The organism is Xanthomonas sp. BRIP62411, from assembly GCF_003993525.1.
Lineage (GTDB): Bacteria > Pseudomonadota > Gammaproteobacteria > Xanthomonadales > Xanthomonadaceae > Xanthomonas > Xanthomonas euroxanthea.
Genome location: NZ_QEZI01000018.1, coordinates 84,286 through 103,780 on the forward strand (window position 1 = coordinate 84,286; position 19,495 = coordinate 103,780).

The window sequence follows — 19,495 nt, forward strand, 5'->3', positions numbered from 1 at the left end:
ACACCGCACCAGACAGTGTGCTGACTGTTTTACTGAAAGCCATGCACACCGACCATCTCGACGGGTCCTCGCCACACATCGTCGCGGGACCTTCGTCCCCCTGATCAGCAGATATGCACCTGCAGACGTCCGCGTCGCGTGCGCAGTGACAGTGCTTGCGGTAGACCGCGCTGCGTTCTAGCCTGCGTCGGACTTCACCGCAAGGACCACCCGTGAATCCTCGTTTGTTGTGGCTGGCACTGGCCGTGGCCGCCGGCACGCTGTCGTTGTCGGCCTGCCGTCGGGATACGGCAGCACCCGCCAGGCCCGCTGCGGCCAAAACCGCCCCGCAGGAAAGCGCCGACCAGTTCGTCGCACGCATCAGCGCCGAGTACAAGGCCGCGTACCCGGAAGTCACTGCCGCGCAGTGGTTGTCTTCGACCTACATCAATGGCGATTCCCAGTTGCTGGCCGCCAAGGCCAACGAGCGCTCGCTGGCGCAGCTGGACCGCTGGATCGAACAATCCAAGCAGTACGCAGGTACCCCGATGTCGGCCGACAGCGCGCGTGCATTGCAACTGCTGAAACTGATGAGCGCCCTGCCCGCGCCACGCGACCCAGCCAAGCTGGCGGAGCTCACCCGGATCGCCGCCAAGATGGAAGGCGACTACGGCGCCGGCAGCTATTGCGTGGGCGATGGCGAGCAACGCCGCTGCCGCCAGCTCGGCGAGCTGGAGCAGGTGCTGGCCAGCAGCCGCGATTACGCAGAGCAACTGGATGCCTGGCAGGGCTGGCATGGCACCGCAATCCCGATGCGCAAGGACTACCAGCGATTTGTCGAGCTCGCCAACGAGGGCGCGCGCGGACTGGGCTTTGCCGATGTCGGGGTGCTATGGCGCAGCGGCTACGACATGCCGCCGGCGCAACTAGCCAGCGAAACCGACCGTCTCTGGGAGCAGGTCAAACCGCTGTACGCACAACTGCAGTGCTATGCGCGCGGCAAGCTAGATACGCAATACGGCAAGGACAAGGGCGAGCTTGCCGGCGGCATGTTTCCCGCACATCTGATGGGCAATATGTGGCAGCAGGACTGGAGCAATCTGTGGGACCTGCTGCAGCCGTATCCAGGTGCCGGCGATCTGGACATCACCGCCGCGCTGGAAAAACAATACCAGGGCAACCTGAGTGCGGTGCTGGCACGTACCACGGGCACCGAAGGCGGCAGCGGCGCCCGCTTCCAGGCCGAGCGTGAAGCGCAACTGCGCACAGCAAAACAGATGACCGAGCGTGCGCAGGACTTCTACACCTCGCTCGGCATGCCCAAGCTTCCCGACACCTATTGGCAGCGGTCGCAGTTCATCAAGCCCCTGGACCGCGACGTGGTCTGCCATGCCAGCGCGTGGGACATGAACATGGGCGGCGAGCCAAACCAGAATATCGGCGCGGACGTGCGCACCAAGATGTGCATCAAGCCAACCGAAGAGGATTTCACCACCATCTACCACGAGCTCGGCCACATCTATTACGACCTGGCCTATAACCCGCTGCCGCCGCTGTTCCAGAACGGCGCCAACGATGGCTTCCACGAAGCGATCGGCGACACCATCGTGCTGGCGATGACGCCCAAGTATCTGCAGTCGATCGGCATGGTGGGCGAACAACAGGCCGGCCGCGAGGCGCTGATCAATTCGCAGATGCGCATGGCGCTGAGCAAGGTTGCCTTCCTGCCATTCGGTTTGATGATCGACCGCTGGCGCTGGGGAGTATTCGATGGCTCGATCACCCCCGAGCACTACAACCAGGCCTGGTGGGAGCTGAAAGCCAAATACCAGGGCGTGGCGCCGGTGACCCCGCGCGGCGAGGAGTTCTTCGATGCAGGCGCCAAGTACCACGTGCCGGGCAATACGCCGTACACCCGGTATTTTCTGGCGCATATCCTGCAGTTCCAGTTCTACAAGGGCCTGTGCGAAGCCGCAGGCCATCAAGGCCCGTTGTACGAGTGCAGCTTCTACGGCAACAAGGACGCCGGGCAGAAGTTCTGGTCGATGCTGCAACGTGGCGCCAGCCAACCCTGGCAGACCACGCTGAAGGAACTTACCGGCAACGAGCGCCTGGATGCCGGCCCGATGCTGGAATATTTCGCACCGATGAACGAGTGGCTGAAGCAGCAGAACCAGGGGAAATTGTGCGGCTGGCAGGCGACCGCGCCCGCTGCCGCCAGCAACGCGCCGCCGCCTGCCGCGATGCACTGACGCGCCGCTTTCCCTGCGGCATGCGGCGGCCGCCGCCCTGGCCGCCGCATAACATTGATTTGATAAATGCCAAAAACGCCGGCGATATACTGCGCGCCCGCTGCACCGGCGCAGCATGCAGGATGCATCCAATGAACAACGCCTCCACCGGCCCGGACCCGCGCGACGCGGACACCAACAAGCAGCTCATCGACGACGCGAACGACCGCGCGTTCGACCCGACCTACAGCAGCAAGAACAGCGACTATTCGGTGGAACTGGGCAGCAGCACCGTGGAGCTCAACCCCGAAGATCAGTCGGTCAAGTATTCCCATACCAGTGAGCAGAGCAACGGCAGCCAGGCCCGGCCACTGGGCGAGAACAGCCTGCAGACCAGCACCTCGCTGGGCCTGGGCAAGCTCAGCGATGCCGACGCGAAGGCCACCACCTTCAATCTGGAGGCCGACGCGCGTACCGGCCAGCAGCAAAGCCTGCAGACCAAGCTCGGCGACGGCAAATTGAACATCGAAGCTGGTGTCAGTGGCGGGCAGCGCATGCGCTACGCACTGACGCTGCCCGGTGCCGACCAGCCTGCAGAGGCTGCCGCGCGCGTCAATCCGCTACAGCCGGAGAGCCTTCCGGTCGGCGCGCGTGCGGTGATGGACACGCAGACCTACACCCAGCGCGATTCCTCGGCGAGCCTGCAACACCTCAGCATGCAGAGCGAGATCACCGAAGCCAGCGGCCGCAGCTACCTGATCGAGCGTGTGGACGAGCGCCACGTGCGGGTGGTGACTGGACCCAACGCAGCCATCGAGGCGGTGAACGCAGCTGGCTTCAAGGTGGGACCGGCGCAGGCTCTGCTCGGGCGCGCCGACTCCCTGGGCCAGTCGCGGGTGGAGAGTGCGCAGTTCGACCTGGCCGATCCGCGTGCGCTCGCGGCCATGGGCCAGTTCGTGCGCGAGGGCACGCTGGAATCAGGCGTGCCCGGCGTCGACGAACAACAGACGCTGGAGCGCATCAACTTCAGCTCGCAGCAGCGGCTGCAGCTGGAATTGGGCCCGCTCAGCGCCGATGTGGCCGGCAACCGCAACCAGGGCAGCCAGGTGCGCATCAGCACACCGGGCCAGGACGGCTACACGGTGGTGCAACAGCTGCAATACGGAGACAACGTGCCGCTGACGATCGTGCGCCAGTACGACGGCAACGACACCGAACGCGTGCAGGACCGCAGCTACCGCTTCGAGATCGATGGCGACGTTGCCACGCCGGGGCTGCTGCAACGCCTGGGCGGGCGCAACGAGGCCAGCGAGGAAAAGGCGATCGCGCAGAATCTCAACAGTGCGCTGAGCGGCGAGATGGCGGGCACCGGTGCGATCGCGCCAGGGCAGAAGACCACGCTGGCCTTCAGCGAGGCGCAGATGCAGGCGCTGATGGAGCAGACCCAGGCCAGCGTCGAGGCCAGCAGGATCGGCGGCAGCTCGCTGAGCTCGCTGGTCGGCGACCGCGGCGCCGCGCCGCAGTCACCCGAACGCTTCGCGATCGCGATGGCCCGCAATGTGGGCAGCACGCCGTATCCATTCGTCGAGCGGCTGCAGCGCATCGCCGACGGTGCCGATGGGACATACGACGGCCAGTTGCAGCGCATCGATGCCGAGGTCGTTCCGCGCCAGGCAGCGACGGCGACCGCCGCCTCGGATGCACGCCATCCGGCCAATCCGGACCATGCGCTGCTGAACCAATGCACCGCAGCGGTGGAGCAGCTGGAGACCGCGCGTGGCCGCGTGCCCGATGCGGACAGCGAGCGCCTGGCAGCCGGAGCGCTGGTGGCCGCGCGCGAGCATGGGCTGCAGCGCGTGGATCACGTGGTGCTGGGGCGCGACCCGGCACAGGGCTTCGTGGTCCAGGGGGCGCTGGATTCGCCGGCCCACTTGCGCGGACCCTTCGATGCGCAGGCCGCGCAGCAGACGCCGGTGGACCACAGTCTGCAGCGCGCGCAGGCGCTGGGCGCCGGGCAGGATCGCAACGCCGCCGCGCAGGAACAGACGCAGCAACAGGACCTGCAGCGACAGGCACCGGCGCGCTGATCCGGCGCACTGGCTGATCCGCAGCCAGGCGCTGGCGCAGTTCAGCCCGACCACTGCCCATCCACGCGGAATGGGCAGTGGTCGGAATCGGCTTCGCCGACACCGCTGCGTGTATGGCCTCAGTTGGGACGCGCGGGCACCAGCTTCTGCGCGAACTCGATCCGGAACGCCTCGAAATCCCTGCCGTCGGCAGCGGCCTCGGCATGCGCCGCATCCTTGAGCGTGTCCGAGTAGGTCAGCCGTACCGGCGTGCCCTGGCGTTCGTGCAACTCGGCCGCGCGCATGATCAGGGCCAGCACCTGGGCGGCACTGGTGCTCTCGCCGGCGATGCGGCCGTCCATGCCCAGCACCCATTCGCCGTCGCGGCGGACGATGCCGGCCAGGAGCGTGCGCTGCTGGTCGCGCAGTTCGGCATGTGGCTCGATCGGCGAAACCGGCACGGGATTGGCGGCGGCCTGGTTGCGCAGGCGCTCGGCGGCGCGCTTGCGGGCGTCGCGGCGCAGCTTGGAATCGGTGGACATGCAGGCTCCTGTGAGGTCAGAGATGGTCGGCCGGCTCCAGAGGCACGGCCTCTTCGGCCTGGCGGCGGCGTAGACGGCGGCCGCTGCGGCGCTCCCAGCGCCAGAATAGCCAGCCCAGCAGGAAAAAACCGGTCATGCCGATCGCCAGGTGGCGCGGGTGTTCACTCAGCAGCGGCGACAGCACCCCGGCCACCAGCGTATTGGTCATCAACTGGGTGAAAGCCTGCAGCGAGGACGCCAGGCCGCGCTGGTGCGGGTACATGTCCAGCACTGCCAGCGCCAGGATCGGGAAGATCAGCGCCATGCCCAGGCCGGCCAGGAAGATCGGCAGCACCGCCCATGGCAGCGCGATCTGCGCTGCCGTCATGGTGTAGCCCAGGTTCGCCAGCGCCGCCACGCCGCAGCAGATGAAGCCGATGCGGATCTGCCGCACCGGGTCCATGCTGCCGGCCATGCGCCCGGACAGGAACGAGCCCAGCGTCATGCCGCCGATGGTGGGAATGAACAGCCAGGCGAAATCGCCTTCGCCCAGGTGCAGGTGGCGCATGATCAGCACCGGCGCCGAGGCGATGTACAGGAAGATGCCGGCGAAGTTGAACGCACCGGCCGCGGCCAGGCGCTGGAAACGCGGGTTGAAGCCGATCCGCACGTAGTCGTGCAGCAGGCGCTTGAGCTGCAGCGGCGTGCGCGCCTCCACCGGGTGAGTCTCCGGCAGCCAGGTCAGCGTGGCCACCAGCAGCACCAGCCCGAACGCCACCAGAAACCAGAAGATCAGCGGCCAGCCGGCGCCGCTGAGCAGGATCCAGCCGCCGATGATCGGCGCGATCGCCGGGGCGATGCCGAAGATCATCGACACCTGGCTCATCAGCCGTTGCGCATCCGGGCCCTGGAACAGGTCGCGGATCACCGCCCGCCCGACGATCATGCCGACCCCGGCCGACAGGCCCTGCAACGCGCGGAACGCCAGCAGGGTGGGCAGGTCTTGCGACAGCGCGCAGCCCACCGAGCCGGCGATGAACAGCACCAACCCGCCCAGGATCACCCGCTTGCGGCCCCAGGCATCGGACAGCGGGCCGTGCGCGATGCTCATCAGCCCGTAGGCGAGCAGATAGACGCTGATGGTCTGCTGGATCGCCACCTCGTCCACCGCCAGGCTGCGGCTGAGCCGCGAAAACGCCGGAAAGATGGTGTCGATGGAAAACGGACCAAACATCGCCAGCCCGGCGAGCAGCAGCGCCATGCGACGGGTGGAAGGCGTGGTGGGGGGCATGCAGGGATCCGAAACGTGGTGCACCGGGGGACGCACGCCGACGCTGGCCTGGGGGGGCGCGTCGGGATGGGCACAAGGGCGTCGATGATAGGCGCTCGCCGTTGCAAGGTTAAGCAGGCCCGAGTGCATGGGGCGTGCGCCCGCCCTGGCGGACGCGCCCGCCGCTGCGCACGCAGGCTATAATCGGCCGGCAACACGGTGGGAGAAGCGGCACTGCCGCTGCCGAAGGCGCAACAGCCCGTAATCGCTCAGGCCCGATACCATCCGCAGTACAACTCTGGAGAGACCGGCCGATGCCGGCGCCGAAGGGGCACGGAACGCAGGCAGGCCCAGCGCCATGCCGCGCTCTTAAACTCTCAGGCAAAAGGACAGAGGGGCGCGAGGAAGACTGTCGCTGCGACAGGAGGTGATGCGCTGCGCGCGTCACGCCGGTCCGGTGGTTGTCGACCATTCGTCTGCCCCCTGCCCCGGATGCCCGCCATGTCCCAGACCACGTCTTCCTTGCGCGACCTCGAACACCACAGCGCGTTCGTCGAACGCCATATCGGCCCCAACGACGCAGAAATCGCACAGATGCTGGACGTGGTCGGCCACGCCTCGCTAGATGCGATGACCGATGCGATCGTGCCGGGCAACATCAAGTCGCCGGCGGCGCTGGCGCTGCCCGAGGCGATCACCGAAGAAGAAGCGCTGGCCAAGATCCGCGCCATTGCCGGCAAGAACCAGGTGCAGCGCAGCTTCATCGGCCAGGGCTACTACGGCACCCATACCCCGAAGGTGATCCTGCGCAACATCCTGGAAAACCCGGCCTGGTACACCGCCTATACGCCGTACCAGGCGGAGATTTCGCAAGGCCGCATGGAAGCGCTGATCAACTTCCAGACCCTGTGCGCCGATCTCACCGGCATGCAGATCGCCAACGCCTCGCTGCTGGACGAGGCCACCGCCGCGGCCGAAGCGATGACGCTGGCCAAGCGCTCGGCCAAGTCGAAGTCGGAGACCTTCTTCGTGCACGACGCCGTGCATCCGCAGACCCAGGAACTGCTGCGCACCCGCGCCGAGCCGCTGGGCATCGTGCTGCGCGTCGGCACGCCGGAGGAAGCGCTGCAGGCCGAGTGCTTCGGCGTGCTGCTGCAGTACCCGGACAGCTTCGGGCATATCGGCGATCACGCCGCGCTGGCCGATGCGGTGCACGCGCAAGGCGGGCTGGTCGCGGTGGCGACCGATCTGCTGGCGCTGACGCTGATCGCCGCGCCCGGCGAATGGGGCGCGGATATCGTGGTCGGCAATTCGCAGCGCTTCGGCGTGCCGTTCGGTTTCGGCGGCCCGCATGCGGCCTTCATGGCCTGCCGCGATGCCTACAAGCGCTCGATGCCGGGCCGGCTGATCGGCGTGTCGATCGATGCCGCCGGCAACCCGGCCTACCGCCTCACCTTGCAGACGCGCGAACAACATATCCGCCGCGAGAAGGCCACCTCCAACATCTGCACCGCGCAGGTGCTGCTGGCGGTGATGGCCTCGATGTACGCGGTCTACCACGGCCCCGCGGGCCTGACCCGCATCGCGCGGCGTACCCATCGCCTGGCCGCGATCCTGGCCGCCGCCTTGCGCGGTGCCGGCGTCACCGTGGGCGAGCATTTCTTCGACACCCTGCACGTCAAGGCGATCGATGCCGATGCCATCCACGCCAAGGCCCGTGCGGCCGGCATCAACCTGCGCGCGATCGACAGCGAAGCGGTCGGCATCAGCCTGGATGAAACCAGCACGCGCGCCGACGTGGTCGCACTGGCCGCGTTGTTCGGCGCGCAGGCAGATGTGGATGCGCTCGATGCCGCCACCGCCGACGCGTTGCCGCAGGGCCTGCTGCGCAGCACGCCCTTCCTGACCCACCCGGTGTTCAACACCCACCACAGCGAGCACGAACTGCTGCGCTACATGCGCTCGCTGGCCGACAAGGACCTGGCGATGGATCGCACCATGATCCCGCTGGGCAGCTGCACGATGAAGCTCAATGCCACCGCCGAGATGATCCCGGTGACCTGGCCCGAGTTTGGTGCGATCCATCCGCTGGCACCGGCCGAGCAATCGGCCGGCTACGCGCAGCTGATCGATGAGCTGGAAGCGATGCTGGTCGAATGCACCGGCTACGACGCGGTGAGCCTGCAGCCCAACTCCGGTGCACAGGGCGAGTACGCCGGCCTGCTGGCGATCCGCGCCTATCACCGCTCGCGCGGTGAGGCGCACCGCGATATCTGCCTGATTCCCGAATCCGCGCACGGCACCAACCCGGCCTCGGCGCAGATGTGCGGCATGACCGTGGTCGTGACCAAGTGCGATGCCAACGGCAATGTCGATGTCGACGACATCCGCGCCAAGGCGGAAAAGTACTCCGGGCGCCTGGCCGCGTTGATGATCACCTACCCGTCCACCCACGGCGTGTTCGAAGAGGACGTGGTGGCGATCTGCGAAGCGGTGCATGCGCATGGCGGCCAGGTCTATACCGACGGCGCCAACATGAATGCCCTGGTCGGCGTGGCCAAGCCCGGCAAGTGGGGCTCGGACGTGTCGCATCTGAACCTGCACAAGACCTTCTGCATTCCGCATGGCGGCGGCGGTCCGGGAGTGGGTCCGTGCGCAGTGAAGTCGCACCTGGCGCCGTTTTTACCGCGCACGCTGGGCGGCGAAGGCGACGTCGGCATGGTCAGCGCGGCCAGCTACGGCTCGGCCTCGATCCTGCCGATCAGCTGGATGTACGTGACCATGATGGGCAGCGCCGGCCTGCGCAAGGCAACCCAGGTGGCCCTGCTCAACGCCAACTACATCGCCAAGCGCTTGGCGCCGCACTACAAGACGCTGTACACCGGCCGCAATGGCCTGGTGGCACACGAGTGCATCCTGGACATCCGCCCGCTGGAAAAGACCAGCGGCATCGGCGCCGAGGACATCGCCAAGCGCCTGATCGACTTCGGCTTCCACGCACCGACCTTGAGCTTCCCGGTCGCCGGCACCTTGATGGTGGAACCGACCGAAAGCGAATCGCAGCATGAGCTGGACCGCTTCATCGACGCGATGATCCAGATCCGCGAGGAAATCCGCGCCATCGAAGACGGCCGCCTGGACCGCGACGACAACCCGCTCAAGCACGCCCCGCACACCGCCACGCAGGTGTCGGCCAGCGAGTGGACCCACGCCTACCCGCGCGAACTGGCCGCCTTCCCGCTGCCCAGCCTCAAGCAGCAGAAGTACTGGCCGCCGGTGGCGCGCGTGGACAACGTCTACGGCGACAAGAACGTGATGTGCGCCTGCATCCCGGTGGATGCCTACAAGGACGATATGGAGGCGTAAGCGCTGCCCTGTCGCGCTGACGTGTGGCATTCAAACCCAGCCCGGGAATTGCCGGGCTGGGTTTTTCGTTTCTGGCGGCAGCAGTCAGTGTCTGGACGCATCGCGCGTTGCTGCCGTAGCCGAGCACGGCTTGGGTTGGGTTGGGACCATCAAGCGACGCCAAGACTCACTGTCGCGGTCACTGCGAAAGGTGATTGAACGGCAGAAGCGTCAGTGGCAGGGCGGCTGATCTGCAGCCTGGCTGCAGGATCGTGCCGCTCACCATCCACGGCGTTCGAAAGCGTGTGTCAGCCGCGCTTGGTCGGGCGGACTGCGCGTTTTCCTTCCCTACACGTGCACTCGCGATGATGTGTGTCCGGGATAGGACACAACAGACCGTGATCAAGCGCGACAGAGGTTCATTGAAACGCAACCTGGCATGCCTGCTGCTTGCAGGCCTTGCGTTGACCGCATGCGCACCACGCCGCCCTGGCGAGGTGCCGGCGCTGGTGCATGCGGCCGATGCGCAGGCCGAGGTGGTGCAGACCGATGCCGGTGCAGTCCGCGGTGTCGCCGGCGCGCAGGGGCGGGTGTTTTTGGGCGTGCAGTTCGCCGCGCCGCCGGTGGGCGCGTTGCGCTTTCGCGCCCCGCAAGCTGTGCCCGCCTGGAAGGGCGTCCGCGATGCCACCCGGGCCGGGCCGGCCTGTCTGCCGCGGTATCGCTTCGGGCAGAAGCAGATATCGGAGGATTGCCTCACCCTCAACATCTATGCGCCGCCCGGCCCGGCGCCGGCGCATCCGCGCCCGGTGATGGTGTGGATCTACGGTGGCGCGCTGGAGCTGGGCAGCAATGTCGACTACGACCTGAGTGCCCTGGCGGCGCGGCAGGACGTCATCGTGGTGGCGCCCAATTACCGGCTCGGGGTGTTCGGTTTCTTCGCGCATCCGGCGCTGCGTAGTGAAGGCGAAGGGGCCTATGCATTGCTCGACCAACAGGCCGCGTTGCGCTGGGTGCAGCGCAATATCGCCGCCTTCGGTGGCGATGCCCACAACGTCACCGTGTTCGGTGAATCGGCCGGCGCCTGGAGCATTTGCTATCAGCTCGCCTCGCCGGGTGCGGCCGGTCTGTTCCAACGCGCAATCCTGCAGAGCGGCAGCTGCCTGGCCAGCGATTCCAGCGTGCCGCGCGCCGAGGCCGAGCGCGGCGGTGCGCGCATGGCACAGACGCTTGGCTGCGCGCATGCAAGCGATGTGGGCGCGTGCCTGCGCGCATTGCCTGCCGATACCGTGGCCGATGCGAAATCCCAGCGACGTGGCCTGACCGGCAGCGATGCCTGGGCGCCGATGTCTGGCGGTGACGTCTTGCCGTTGCCGCCCGCCGAGGCGATCGCCAACCTGCACCATGTGCAGGTGCCGGTGCTGATCGGCACCAACCGCAACGAGGGGCGGCTGTTTGCGCAGTTGCTGTCCTATGTGGGCAAGCTCAACCTGCGCAGCGGCTATGAGGCACGCCTGCAGCGCATGCATGCCGACCCGACAGCGATCATGGCGCGCTATGCAGACATTGCCGGGCAATCGCGCTGGGATGCATTCGCCGACATCGTCACCGATGGCGGATTCGCCTGCCCGACGCGTCGGCTGGGCCAGGCCTTGCGTACCCGCACACCGGTGTATGCGTACGAATTCGACGACCCCCACGCGCCGTATGGCCTGTGGCGCCTGCCGTTCTCGCATCCGCTGGGCGCGTATCACGCCTCCGAACTGGTGTACCTGTTCCAGCGGCCGTGGGTGCTCAGTGGCGAGCCGGCGTTCACTCCGGCGCAACAGGCCTTGGCCGATACGCTGCAGGATTACTGGGGCGCGTTCGCGCGCACCGGCGATCCAAATGGAGCTGGGCGTCCGCCGTGGCCACGCTTCGATGGCGACGCTCCGTTGACGCTGTCGCCCGGCAGGATCGGCGCAACGCCCGACTTCGCGCAACGGCATCGCTGCGCGTTCTGGGATGCACAGGCAACGCTGACGCCACCGCACGCGACCGCAACGCCGGCACAGTCACCCTCGCATTGATCGCATCATCAGGAGCCACCCATGTCCGTTTCCACTTCATCCCCCTGCCCCACGGTGCGCCTGCGCAACGGACGCAGCGTGCCGGCACTCGGGCTTGGCTCATGGAACCTGGGCCAGGGCCGCCACGCGCCGCAGCAGGAGATCGATGCGCTGCAGACAGGCCAGCAACTGGGCATGCGCCTGATCGACACCGCCGAGATGTACGGCAGTGGCCGGTCGGAGCAACTGATCGGCCAGGCGATGGATAGCGTGCAGCGGCCTTATCTGGTGTCCAAGGTCCTGCCGAGCAATGCCAGCGCGCGCGGTATCGCGCGTGCCTGCGAGGCCAGCCTGCAGCGGCTCGGCGTGCGTACACTGGACCTGTATCTGCTGCATTGGCGTGGCGGCAGCGATCTGCACGAAGTGGTCGATGCCTTCGAGGCCTTGCGCGATGCCGGCAAGATCCGCGACTGGGGCGTATCGAACTTCGATGTCGATGATCTGCAGGATTTGTGGCGCATCGATGGCGGGCAACACTGCCTGGTCAATCAGGTGCTGTATCACACCGGTAGCCGCAGCATCGAGTTCGATCTGCTGCCGTGGTGTGCACAGCACGAGGTAACGGTGATGGCGTATTCGCCATTGGGCAGCCGCGCATTGCTGGATCATCCGGTGCTGCACGCGATCGGCGAGCGACGCGGCGTGGCCGCAACCGCCGTGGCGCTGGCCTGGGCGATCCGCAGCGGGCAGGTCATTGCCATTCCCGAATCGGGAACGCCTGCCCATGTGCGCGAGAATGCAGCAGCGTGCACGCTGCAGTTGGACGCGCAGGATCTTGCCGAACTGGACCGTGCATTCCCGCCGCCGACACGCAAACAGCCATTGGATCTGCTGTAGCCGACACGTAACGCTTGGGTCCGCTACATGCGTTCGCAGACAGCGCGCCGGATCATTGCGTGACCTACGCATCAGCCCGCTGCGATCCAACGCAAGCTTTCGGCTGCATGTGAGTATTCGTTCGCATGCAGACACGTGCATTTAACAGCGCCACTCCCACGCTGAACGGATCAGCCCGCATCCCAGCCCGCCAGAGTGGAGTCCCCATGGCCAAGTCCCCCAGCAAGCCCGCGCAACTTCCATCCACCGCTGCTGTCAGCGCAACTCCCGAGACGCTGCGCGGCACGGGCGACGAATTGCACCAGAAGGCCGGCGGCACGCACCCGCAGCTGACCACCAACCAGGGCATTCCGGTTGGCGACAACCAGAACTCGCTGCGCGCCACGCCGCGCGGGCCGACGTTGCTGGAAGACTTCATCCTGCGCGAGAAGATCACCCACTTCGACCACGAGCGCATTCCCGAGCGCATCGTGCATGCGCGCGGTAGCGCGGCGCACGGCTATTTCGAGCTGACCAAGTCGTTGAGCCAGTACACCACCGCCAAGATCTTTACCGAGGTCGGCGAAAAGACCCCGTTGTTCACGCGTTTTTCCACTGTCGCCGGCGGCGCCGGCTCGGTGGACACGCCGCGCGACGTGCGCGGGTTCGCGGTGAAGTTCTACACCAAGGAAGGCAACTGGGATCTGGTGGGCAACAACATCCCAGTGTTCTTCATCCAGGATTCGATGAAGTTCCCCGACCTGATCCACGCGGTGAAGATGGAGCCGGACCGCGGTTTCCCGCAGGCCGCCAGTGCGCACGACACCTTCTGGGATTTCATCTCGCTGAGCCCCGAGTCGATGCACATGATCATGTGGGCGATGAGCGACCGCACGATCCCGCGCTCGTTGCGCATGATCGAAGGCTTCGGCATCCACAGCTTCCGTTTCCTCAATGAAAATGGCGACAGCACCTTCGTCAAGTTTCATTGGCGCCCCAAGCTCGGCCTGCAGTCCACGATCTGGGACGAGGCGGTGAAGATCGCCGGCGCCGACCAGGACTTCCATCGTCGCGATCTGTTCGAGGCGATCCAGAACGGCGATTTCCCCGAGTGGGAGCTGGGCGTGCAGCTGTTCACCGAGGCGCAGGCCGAGGCCTTCCCGTTCGATCACCTGGATTCGACCAAGGTCATCCCGGAAGAACTGGTGCCGCTGCAGATCGTCGGCCGCATGGTACTGGACCGCTGGCCGGACAACTTCTTCGCAGAGACCGAGCAGGTGGCGTATTGCCCGGCCAACATCGTGCCCGGCATCGACTTCAGCAACGATCCGCTGCTGCAGGGCCGCCTGTTCTCGTATCTGGATACGCAGCTGAGCCGTCTGGGTGGACCGAACTTCCACCAGATCCCGGTCAATGCGCCCAAGTGCCCGTTCGCCAATAACCAGCGCGACGGCCACATGCAGATGGGCGTGCCCAAGGGCCGTGTCGCCTACGAGCCCAGCTCGCTGCAGGCCGATGCGCCGCGTGAGGCGCTGCGTGGATTCCCCAGCCACGCAACTCCGGCCGAAGACGGCGCCAAGGGTCGCGTGCGCGCAGAGAGCTTTGCCGATCATTACAGCCAGGCGCGCATGTTCTTCCGCAGCCAGACCGCACCGGAACAGGCGCACATGGCATCGGCGCTGGTGTTCGAGCTGTCCAAGGTGGAAACCCCGCACGTACGCGAAGCCATCGTCGGTCACCTGCGTCACATCGACCCGACGTTGGCGCAGCGTGTGGCCGATGGCATGGGGATGACCGCATTGCCACCGGCACCGCCGGCGGCGGTCGCTCCGACCGACATGCCGTTGTCGCCCGCCCTGCAGTTGATCGGCAAGATGAAGGACACCTTGCAGGGCCGCACCGTGGGCATCCTGATTCACGATGGCTCCGACGCGGCGACGATCAAGGCCGTGCGCAAGGCCGCCGAAGCCGCTGGTGCCACGGTCAAGATCGTCGCGCCGAAACTGGGCGGCGCCAAGCTCAGCGACGGCAAGCAACTGGCCGCCGATGGTCAGCTGGCCGGCACGCCGTCGGTGATGTTCGATGCGGTGGCGGTGCTGCTGTCGTCGGAAGCAGCCAAGGCGCTGACACGTGAATCGGCAGCGCTGGATTTCGTCAGCAATGCCTGGGCCCATCTGAAGGCGATCGCCTTCGACGATGGCGCGCAGCTGCTGCTGAAGGCCGGCAATGTCGGCAAGGACGCCGGCGTGATCGCGGCAGCAGATACCAAGGCCTTCATCACTGCCGCCAAGACCCGCCAGTGGGCACGCGAGCCGAAGGTGCGCATGCTGGCGTAACCGCATCCGCATAGGCTGCACAGGCTTGGGCGCGAACGACTTCTACGTCGTTCGCGCCCAAGGCGTTTATGCGGGCAGCAATTCATCAACGGAAAACCAGCGCATCCTCTGCAACGGCCAGCCTTCAACCCGTCTTTTGGCCGCGTCTCATAAACGACGCAGCGATTTGGAATCCGGCTGTCTTTACGTCGTTGCGCGGTCGTGTCTTTGGGGTGTCGGCGCGCGCGGCCAGGTCGGCATAGAGCCGCGGGCTGCGGTTTGGCTGCAAGGCCCTTGCCCGCCTACCGTCGCAGGACACGCCGCAAGTATGTCCGTGTAGGCTCTTACGCGGCATCCATGCCGCGTAAGGTCCCGCGACGGTGAGTGGGCAAGGACCAGTCGAGTTAGTCGGTGTGCATGGTAAGAGCGGTGCTGGATGCTCCTCGCTTGATCATGAAGCGTCGGTTCCACGTCTGGTGCATCAGTTCCCCACAAGCAATACAGAGGAGCCATGCTCGACCAACTCAGCAACTGAGCAGTCGTCCTGTCGGATGCACTAAGCCGGTTCGGCGGGAAACTGCGCAGCGTTCGCCAGCGCGCGGTACTCGCGTGGCGTCATGCCCACCGCCAGCTTGAATTGCCGCGCAAAGGCGCTTTGATCGCTGAAGCCGCAGGCATGCCCGATTTCGGTCAGGCTCTTGTTTCCGTGCAGCAGGTGCATCGCCATCTGCAAACGCAGCTTGGCCAGCACCTGTTGCGGGGTGAGTTGGAACACCTTGCGGAACGAGCGCTGCAGCTTGGACATCGAAAACCCGGTGATCTCCACCAGTGCCTGCATGCGCACGTTCTGCGCGTAGTTGGCATTGAGGTACGCCAGCGCGAGCCGCAGTTTTTCGTACTGCGATTCGTGCCCGTCCTGCGGTCCCAGATCACGCGAGATGCCGATGATGCCCTGCACCTTGCCGTCGACCAGCAGCGGACGTTTGCAGGTCAGGCACCAGCCCGGTTCGCGATTGGCGAACAGATGCAGTTCCAGCAGGTTGTCGATCACTTCGCCGGCCAGCACCTGCTCGTCCTGGTTGGCGTAGTTGGTGCCCAGACCGCTGGGATAGACCTCGGCAACGCGCTTGCCGATCAGGTCCTTGCGCGACTTCAGCCCCAACCGCCGCAGCATGGTCTGGTTGACGTGGGTATAGCGGCCCTCGCGATCCTTGACGAAGAACAGCACGTCCGGCACGGCATCGAACAACGCTTCCAGATCGGCAGGATCGATGCTCTTCATGCAGGACGTCATGCAGGACTGGACTCGGGATCAGGAAAGACGCAGCTGGCGATGACACCTGCCGCCGATGCAGGCCGTAGCGCATGCCACGCCATGATACGCCGCGCGCATCAGCCGCCGCCGCCCGCGCTCAGCGCGGGTTGTCGGCCACGTTGGCCGCGGCCGGCGCGGCCTTGCTGTCCACCGCCGCAGCCGTGGGATTGCCGATGCGATCCAACGGCACCTGCTGCGCGCGCCAGCCACTGACCACCGCCGCACCGGACTGCGAGCCAACCTGCACCTGCAGGCGCGCACTGCCGCCGGGCGCGATGAACTCGACGGCACAATCGCCGGCGGCCATGCAGCTGTCGGCGGCCAGCGGATCCACCAGTTGCCAGCCCTGCTCCATCACCGCCTGCGCAAACGCGCGGTAGCCCATGCCGGACTTCAGCGCGGCCGGCAGCGGCACGCTCGGGTCGCTGGCCGCGTCGGTACCGGCGACAGTCGCGGGTGCCGAAACGGGCGCACGCGCGGGCACCGTGGGCCGCGATGCGGCATTCAGGGCAGGACTACAGACTAGGGCGAGCGCCCACAATGAGGGGCGGAACAACGTGCGCATGCGAACGGTCCTTGCGGCCTGCAGGGAACTGGGGAAGTTAAAGAATCGCTATTTTGACATGGCGCGCGTGCGCCGCGGCACTGCTGGCGCCGGCCATTCAGCCGGGCGCAGTGATCCAGGCCAAGTCTATCAGCCACAAGCGGACTCATCCTTCAGGCGTCATCGACCTTGACGCCTACCTGTGAATATCGTCCGGCAGGCAACGCGCGACTGCACTTGCGACGGGGGGAGATCGAACCATCCCATCCAGGGCGGGCACCGCGCCCGGTCGCCATCCTTGCGAGCGCGTTGCATCATTGCGGTTTGCGCGTGGAGTACCCGATGCCCGATACCACCTCTCCCGCTTATGCGGTCGGCCAGCTCTGGCGCTGCCGTGGGCGCACCGCGACGGAGACGCCGTTGCTGCTGATCAACCAGATCGACGTGCATCCCCACGGCGGCCAGATCCTGCACGTGAGTATCAGCGACATCCAGGTGCGTCACGCGGGATTGCCCGATGGAATCCTCGACACGCTGCCACACATCCCGGTGATTGCGCAGACCCTGGAGCGCAGCGCCGCCGAATACGTCGGCGATGCCGCGCCCACCCAGGATTACCTGCCGGGCTATGCAGAATGGAAAGCCGCCTTCGACGCCGGCAATGCCGGCTCGTTCGGGATCGCGGTGGCGGAGATACTGCAGATCGTGGAAGGCCAGTTGGCCAGGCGCGATCAGCAGCGACACTGACCAAGCCCGGCGCCTGTCGAAGCACTGAAGGCCGGGCCGTCACGCTGCATCAGCCCACCAACCGGCACGCCGCTCCAGGCGGCGTGCCGGTCGCCCCCTCACTGGCCGATATGCTGCTTCAGCCAGCTGTTGACGGTGTCGTGCCACAGCACGCTGTTGTCCGGCTTGAGCACCCAGTGGTTCTCGTCCGGGAAGTACAGGAACTTGGAGTCGATGCCCTTGCGCTGCAGCGCGGTGAACGCGGCCAGCCCCTGCTCGACCGGGATGCGGAAATCCTGCTGGCCGTGGATGACCAGCATCGGCACCTTCCACTTGTCCACGTGCAGCACCGGGTTGAACTTCTCGTAGCCGGCCGGGTTCTGCCACGGCGTGCCGCCGTTTTCCCATTCGCTGAACCACAGTTCCTCGGTGGCATAGCCCATGGTGCGGTTGTCGAACACGCCGTCGTGGTCGACCAGGCACTTCCACGGCTGGTTCCAGTTGCCTGCCATCCAGTAGACCATGTAGCCGCCGTAGCTGGCGCCCAGCGCGCAGGCCTTGTCGCCGTTGAGGAAGCCGTATTGCTTCTGCGCGGCGGCCCAGCCCTTCTGCAGGTCTTCCAGCGGGCGGTCGCCCCAATGCTGGCTGATCGCGTCGGTGAATTCCTGGCCGTAGCCGGTGGAGCCGTGGAAGTCGATCATCACCACCGCGTAGCCCTGCCCGGCATAGGTCTGCGGATTCCAGCGGTTGCTCCAGCCGTTGCCGAAGCTGCCCTGCGGCCCGCCGTGGATCAGGAATGCCACCGGGTAGGTCTTGCCTTCCTGGTAGTTGTACGGCTTGACCACGTAGCCGTGCACGGTGTCGTTGTTCCAGCCCTTGAACTGGAACTGCTCATAGTCGCCGAACTGCACGTCCGGCAGCAGCTCGCCGGCGCTCTGGGTGATCGCACGCAGGCCCTGGCCCTGCACATCGCTGACAAAGACCTGGTCGCCGCTCTTGAGCGAGTTGCGGGTGAACGCCAGCGTGGTGCCGGCCAGCGTCGGTGCATGCACAACGCCCTCGCCGACCAGTTTGGTCGGGGTGCCGGTGGCGATGTCGATCTTGAACAACGGATGCTCGCCGAGGTCGTCGGCGCTGGTGTAGATGCTGGTGCCGTCATCGCTCAACACGATCTCGCCAGCCGAGCGGTCCCACTTGGGCGCGATCTCGCGCGTCTTGCCGCTGGCCACGTCCATCGCCATCAGGCCGAAGCGGTCGGCTTCGAATCCGGGGCGCTTCATCGCGCGGTAGTACAGCGTCCTGCCGTCGCTGCTGAACACCGGGCCGGCATCCCAGGCCGGGTTGGCCGCGGTCAGGTTGACCGGCGCTGCCTTGCCGGCCGCATCCAGGCGGTACAGGTCGAAGTTGGTCTGCCACGGCTCGTCGTTGCCGGTGGGCTTGGCGGCGGCCTTGGCGTTCTTGCCCGCTTCCGGGCCATGTGGCTGCGGGATGCGCACGCTGGCCACCACGCTGGCACCATCGGGCGACCAGGTGTAATCGTCGTTGCCGCCGAACGGCTTGGACGGCGCATCGCCGGCCAGCGTGGCGCTGATCGCCGAGGCGCCGACCACGGCCTTGGCGCCGGCAGCCGGCAGCTCGGCGACGAACAGCGTATTGCGGCGGCCGTCGTTCCAGGTATCCCAGTGCCGCACGAACAACTGGTCGTAGACCACGCCGCTGGCCTTGGCGTTCTTGACGCTGGCGAGTTTGGTCTTGGTGCACGCCAGGTCCGAGCCGCAGTCCTGGAACACGCCGGCACTGAAGGCGATGCGCTTGCCATCGGGCGAGAGCTTGTAGCTGTCCACATCCACTGCGAACGCGGTCACTTGCTGCGGCGTGCCGCCAGTCATCGGCTGTGCGTACAACTGCTGCGTGCCGGATTTACTGCTGAGGAAATACACCGTCTTGCCGTCCGGCGACAGCGCCGGGCTGTTGACGTTCCAGCCGTCGGGCGTGAGCCGCCTGGGCGGCGCTGCATCGCGGGTACGCAGGTTGCGCGTCCACAGGCCGGTGGACGGCTTGCCGTTGCTGCTCTTGGCCTGCCGCTTGGCAAACACCAGCACGCTGCCGTCGGGGCTGAGCGTGGGCGAGGACACCCGGTCCAGCGCGACCATGTCGCGCACATCGAATCCGCGCGCGGCGGCAAGACTTGGCAAGGCAGCCAGCAAACACAGGGGCAATACGGCGTGACGCAGCTTCATCGAGAGTTCCCGCAACGGCAAA

Annotated in this window: 12 protein-coding genes and 1 riboswitch; of the genes, 7 read left to right on the forward strand and 5 right to left on the reverse strand. The window is 66.3% G+C overall.

Going from position 1 to position 19,495, the window contains the following annotated elements:
- Positions 1 to 212 precede the first annotated feature (212 nt).
- A complete protein-coding gene (locus EO139_RS15185) occupies positions 213 to 2,231 on the forward strand; it encodes a M2 family metallopeptidase (protein WP_126971304.1) in 2,019 nt (672 codons plus the stop codon).
- Between the two features lie 131 nt (positions 2,232 to 2,362).
- Entirely contained in the window at positions 2,363 to 4,297 is a 1,935-nt protein-coding gene (locus EO139_RS15190; protein WP_126946552.1) for an XVIPCD domain-containing protein, read from the forward strand.
- Positions 4,298 to 4,416: 119 nt separating this feature from the next.
- Here the strand turns inward: EO139_RS15190 and EO139_RS15195 are convergent, their stop codons facing one another.
- Both EO139_RS15195 and EO139_RS15200 read right to left on the reverse strand, forming a co-directional pair.
- The gene (locus EO139_RS15195) at positions 4,417 to 4,818 is read right to left on the reverse strand and encodes a hypothetical protein (RefSeq protein WP_126945872.1); all 402 of its coding nucleotides are present in this window, start codon (positions 4,816 to 4,818) and stop codon (positions 4,417 to 4,419) included.
- A gap of 16 nt (positions 4,819 to 4,834) precedes the next feature.
- The gene (locus EO139_RS15200; protein WP_126971306.1) at positions 4,835 to 6,088 is read right to left on the reverse strand and encodes a multidrug effflux MFS transporter; all 1,254 of its coding nucleotides are present in this window, start codon (positions 6,086 to 6,088) and stop codon (positions 4,835 to 4,837) included.
- Between the two features lie 267 nt (positions 6,089 to 6,355).
- Positions 6,356 to 6,470, forward strand: a riboswitch (glycine riboswitch).
- Between the two features lie 89 nt (positions 6,471 to 6,559).
- Here EO139_RS15200 and gcvP point away from each other — a divergent pair.
- From gcvP to EO139_RS15220, 4 genes are all read left to right on the forward strand, one after another.
- On the forward strand, positions 6,560 to 9,433 hold the full coding sequence (gene gcvP / locus EO139_RS15205; RefSeq protein WP_206515151.1) for an aminomethyl-transferring glycine dehydrogenase: 2,874 nt from the start codon (positions 6,560 to 6,562) through the stop codon (positions 9,431 to 9,433).
- Between the two features lie 347 nt (positions 9,434 to 9,780).
- Entirely contained in the window at positions 9,781 to 11,478 is a 1,698-nt protein-coding gene (locus EO139_RS15210; protein ID WP_241235971.1) for a carboxylesterase/lipase family protein, read from the forward strand.
- Positions 11,479 to 11,499: 21 nt separating this feature from the next.
- Complete coding sequence (locus tag EO139_RS15215; RefSeq protein WP_126971310.1) at positions 11,500 to 12,354, forward strand: aldo/keto reductase; 855 nt, start codon at positions 11,500 to 11,502, stop codon at positions 12,352 to 12,354.
- Positions 12,355 to 12,560: 206 nt separating this feature from the next.
- Positions 12,561 to 14,669, forward strand: a complete 2,109-nt coding sequence (locus tag EO139_RS15220) for a catalase (protein ID WP_104649749.1) — start codon at positions 12,561 to 12,563, stop codon at positions 14,667 to 14,669.
- A 535-nt stretch (positions 14,670 to 15,204) separates the two neighbouring features.
- On the opposite strand, the gene EO139_RS15230 is transcribed toward EO139_RS15220, so the two are convergent.
- Both EO139_RS15230 and EO139_RS15235 read right to left on the reverse strand, forming a co-directional pair.
- Positions 15,205 to 15,930, reverse strand: a complete 726-nt coding sequence (locus EO139_RS15230) for an AraC family transcriptional regulator (RefSeq protein ID WP_104582401.1) — start codon at positions 15,928 to 15,930, stop codon at positions 15,205 to 15,207.
- Positions 15,931 to 16,060: 130 nt separating this feature from the next.
- Positions 16,061 to 16,528 carry a hypothetical protein gene (locus tag EO139_RS15235; protein ID WP_126971314.1) on the reverse strand — a complete coding sequence of 156 codons (468 nt, stop codon included), beginning with the start codon at positions 16,526 to 16,528 and terminating at the stop codon, positions 16,061 to 16,063.
- Between the two features lie 321 nt (positions 16,529 to 16,849).
- On the opposite strand from EO139_RS15235, the gene EO139_RS15240 reads away from it, so the two are divergent.
- Positions 16,850 to 17,254 (forward strand): hypothetical protein, encoded by a 405-nt coding sequence (locus tag EO139_RS15240; protein ID WP_208413834.1) that lies wholly within the window; start codon positions 16,850 to 16,852, stop codon positions 17,252 to 17,254.
- 98 nt (positions 17,255 to 17,352) lie between these two features.
- On the opposite strand, the gene EO139_RS15245 is transcribed toward EO139_RS15240, so the two are convergent.
- Positions 17,353 to 19,473 (reverse strand): S9 family peptidase, encoded by a 2,121-nt coding sequence (locus EO139_RS15245; protein WP_126971316.1) that lies wholly within the window; start codon positions 19,471 to 19,473, stop codon positions 17,353 to 17,355.
- Positions 19,474 to 19,495 lie beyond the last annotated feature (22 nt).

Coding starts and splice junctions, on each gene's coding strand:
- EO139_RS15190 (WP_126946552.1), top strand. CDS start 2,363: ATGAACAACGCCTCCACCGGCCCGGACCCGCGCGACGCGGACACCAAC.
- EO139_RS15195 (WP_126945872.1), bottom strand. CDS start 4,818: ATGTCCACCGATTCCAAGCTGCGCCGCGACGCCCGCAAGCGCGCCGCC.
- EO139_RS15200 (WP_126971306.1), bottom strand. CDS start 6,088: ATGCCCCCCACCACGCCTTCCACCCGTCGCATGGCGCTGCTGCTCGCC.
- gcvP (WP_206515151.1), top strand. CDS start 6,560: ATGCCCGCCATGTCCCAGACCACGTCTTCCTTGCGCGACCTCGAACAC.
- EO139_RS15210 (WP_241235971.1), top strand. CDS start 9,781: ATGTGTGTCCGGGATAGGACACAACAGACCGTGATCAAGCGCGACAGA.
- EO139_RS15215 (WP_126971310.1), top strand. CDS start 11,500: ATGTCCGTTTCCACTTCATCCCCCTGCCCCACGGTGCGCCTGCGCAAC.
- EO139_RS15220 (WP_104649749.1), top strand. CDS start 12,561: ATGGCCAAGTCCCCCAGCAAGCCCGCGCAACTTCCATCCACCGCTGCT.
- EO139_RS15230 (WP_104582401.1), bottom strand. CDS start 15,930: ATGAAGAGCATCGATCCTGCCGATCTGGAAGCGTTGTTCGATGCCGTG.
- EO139_RS15235 (WP_126971314.1), bottom strand. CDS start 16,528: ATGCGCACGTTGTTCCGCCCCTCATTGTGGGCGCTCGCCCTAGTCTGT.
- EO139_RS15240 (WP_208413834.1), top strand. CDS start 16,850: ATGCCCGATACCACCTCTCCCGCTTATGCGGTCGGCCAGCTCTGGCGC.
- EO139_RS15245 (WP_126971316.1), bottom strand. CDS start 19,473: ATGAAGCTGCGTCACGCCGTATTGCCCCTGTGTTTGCTGGCTGCCTTG.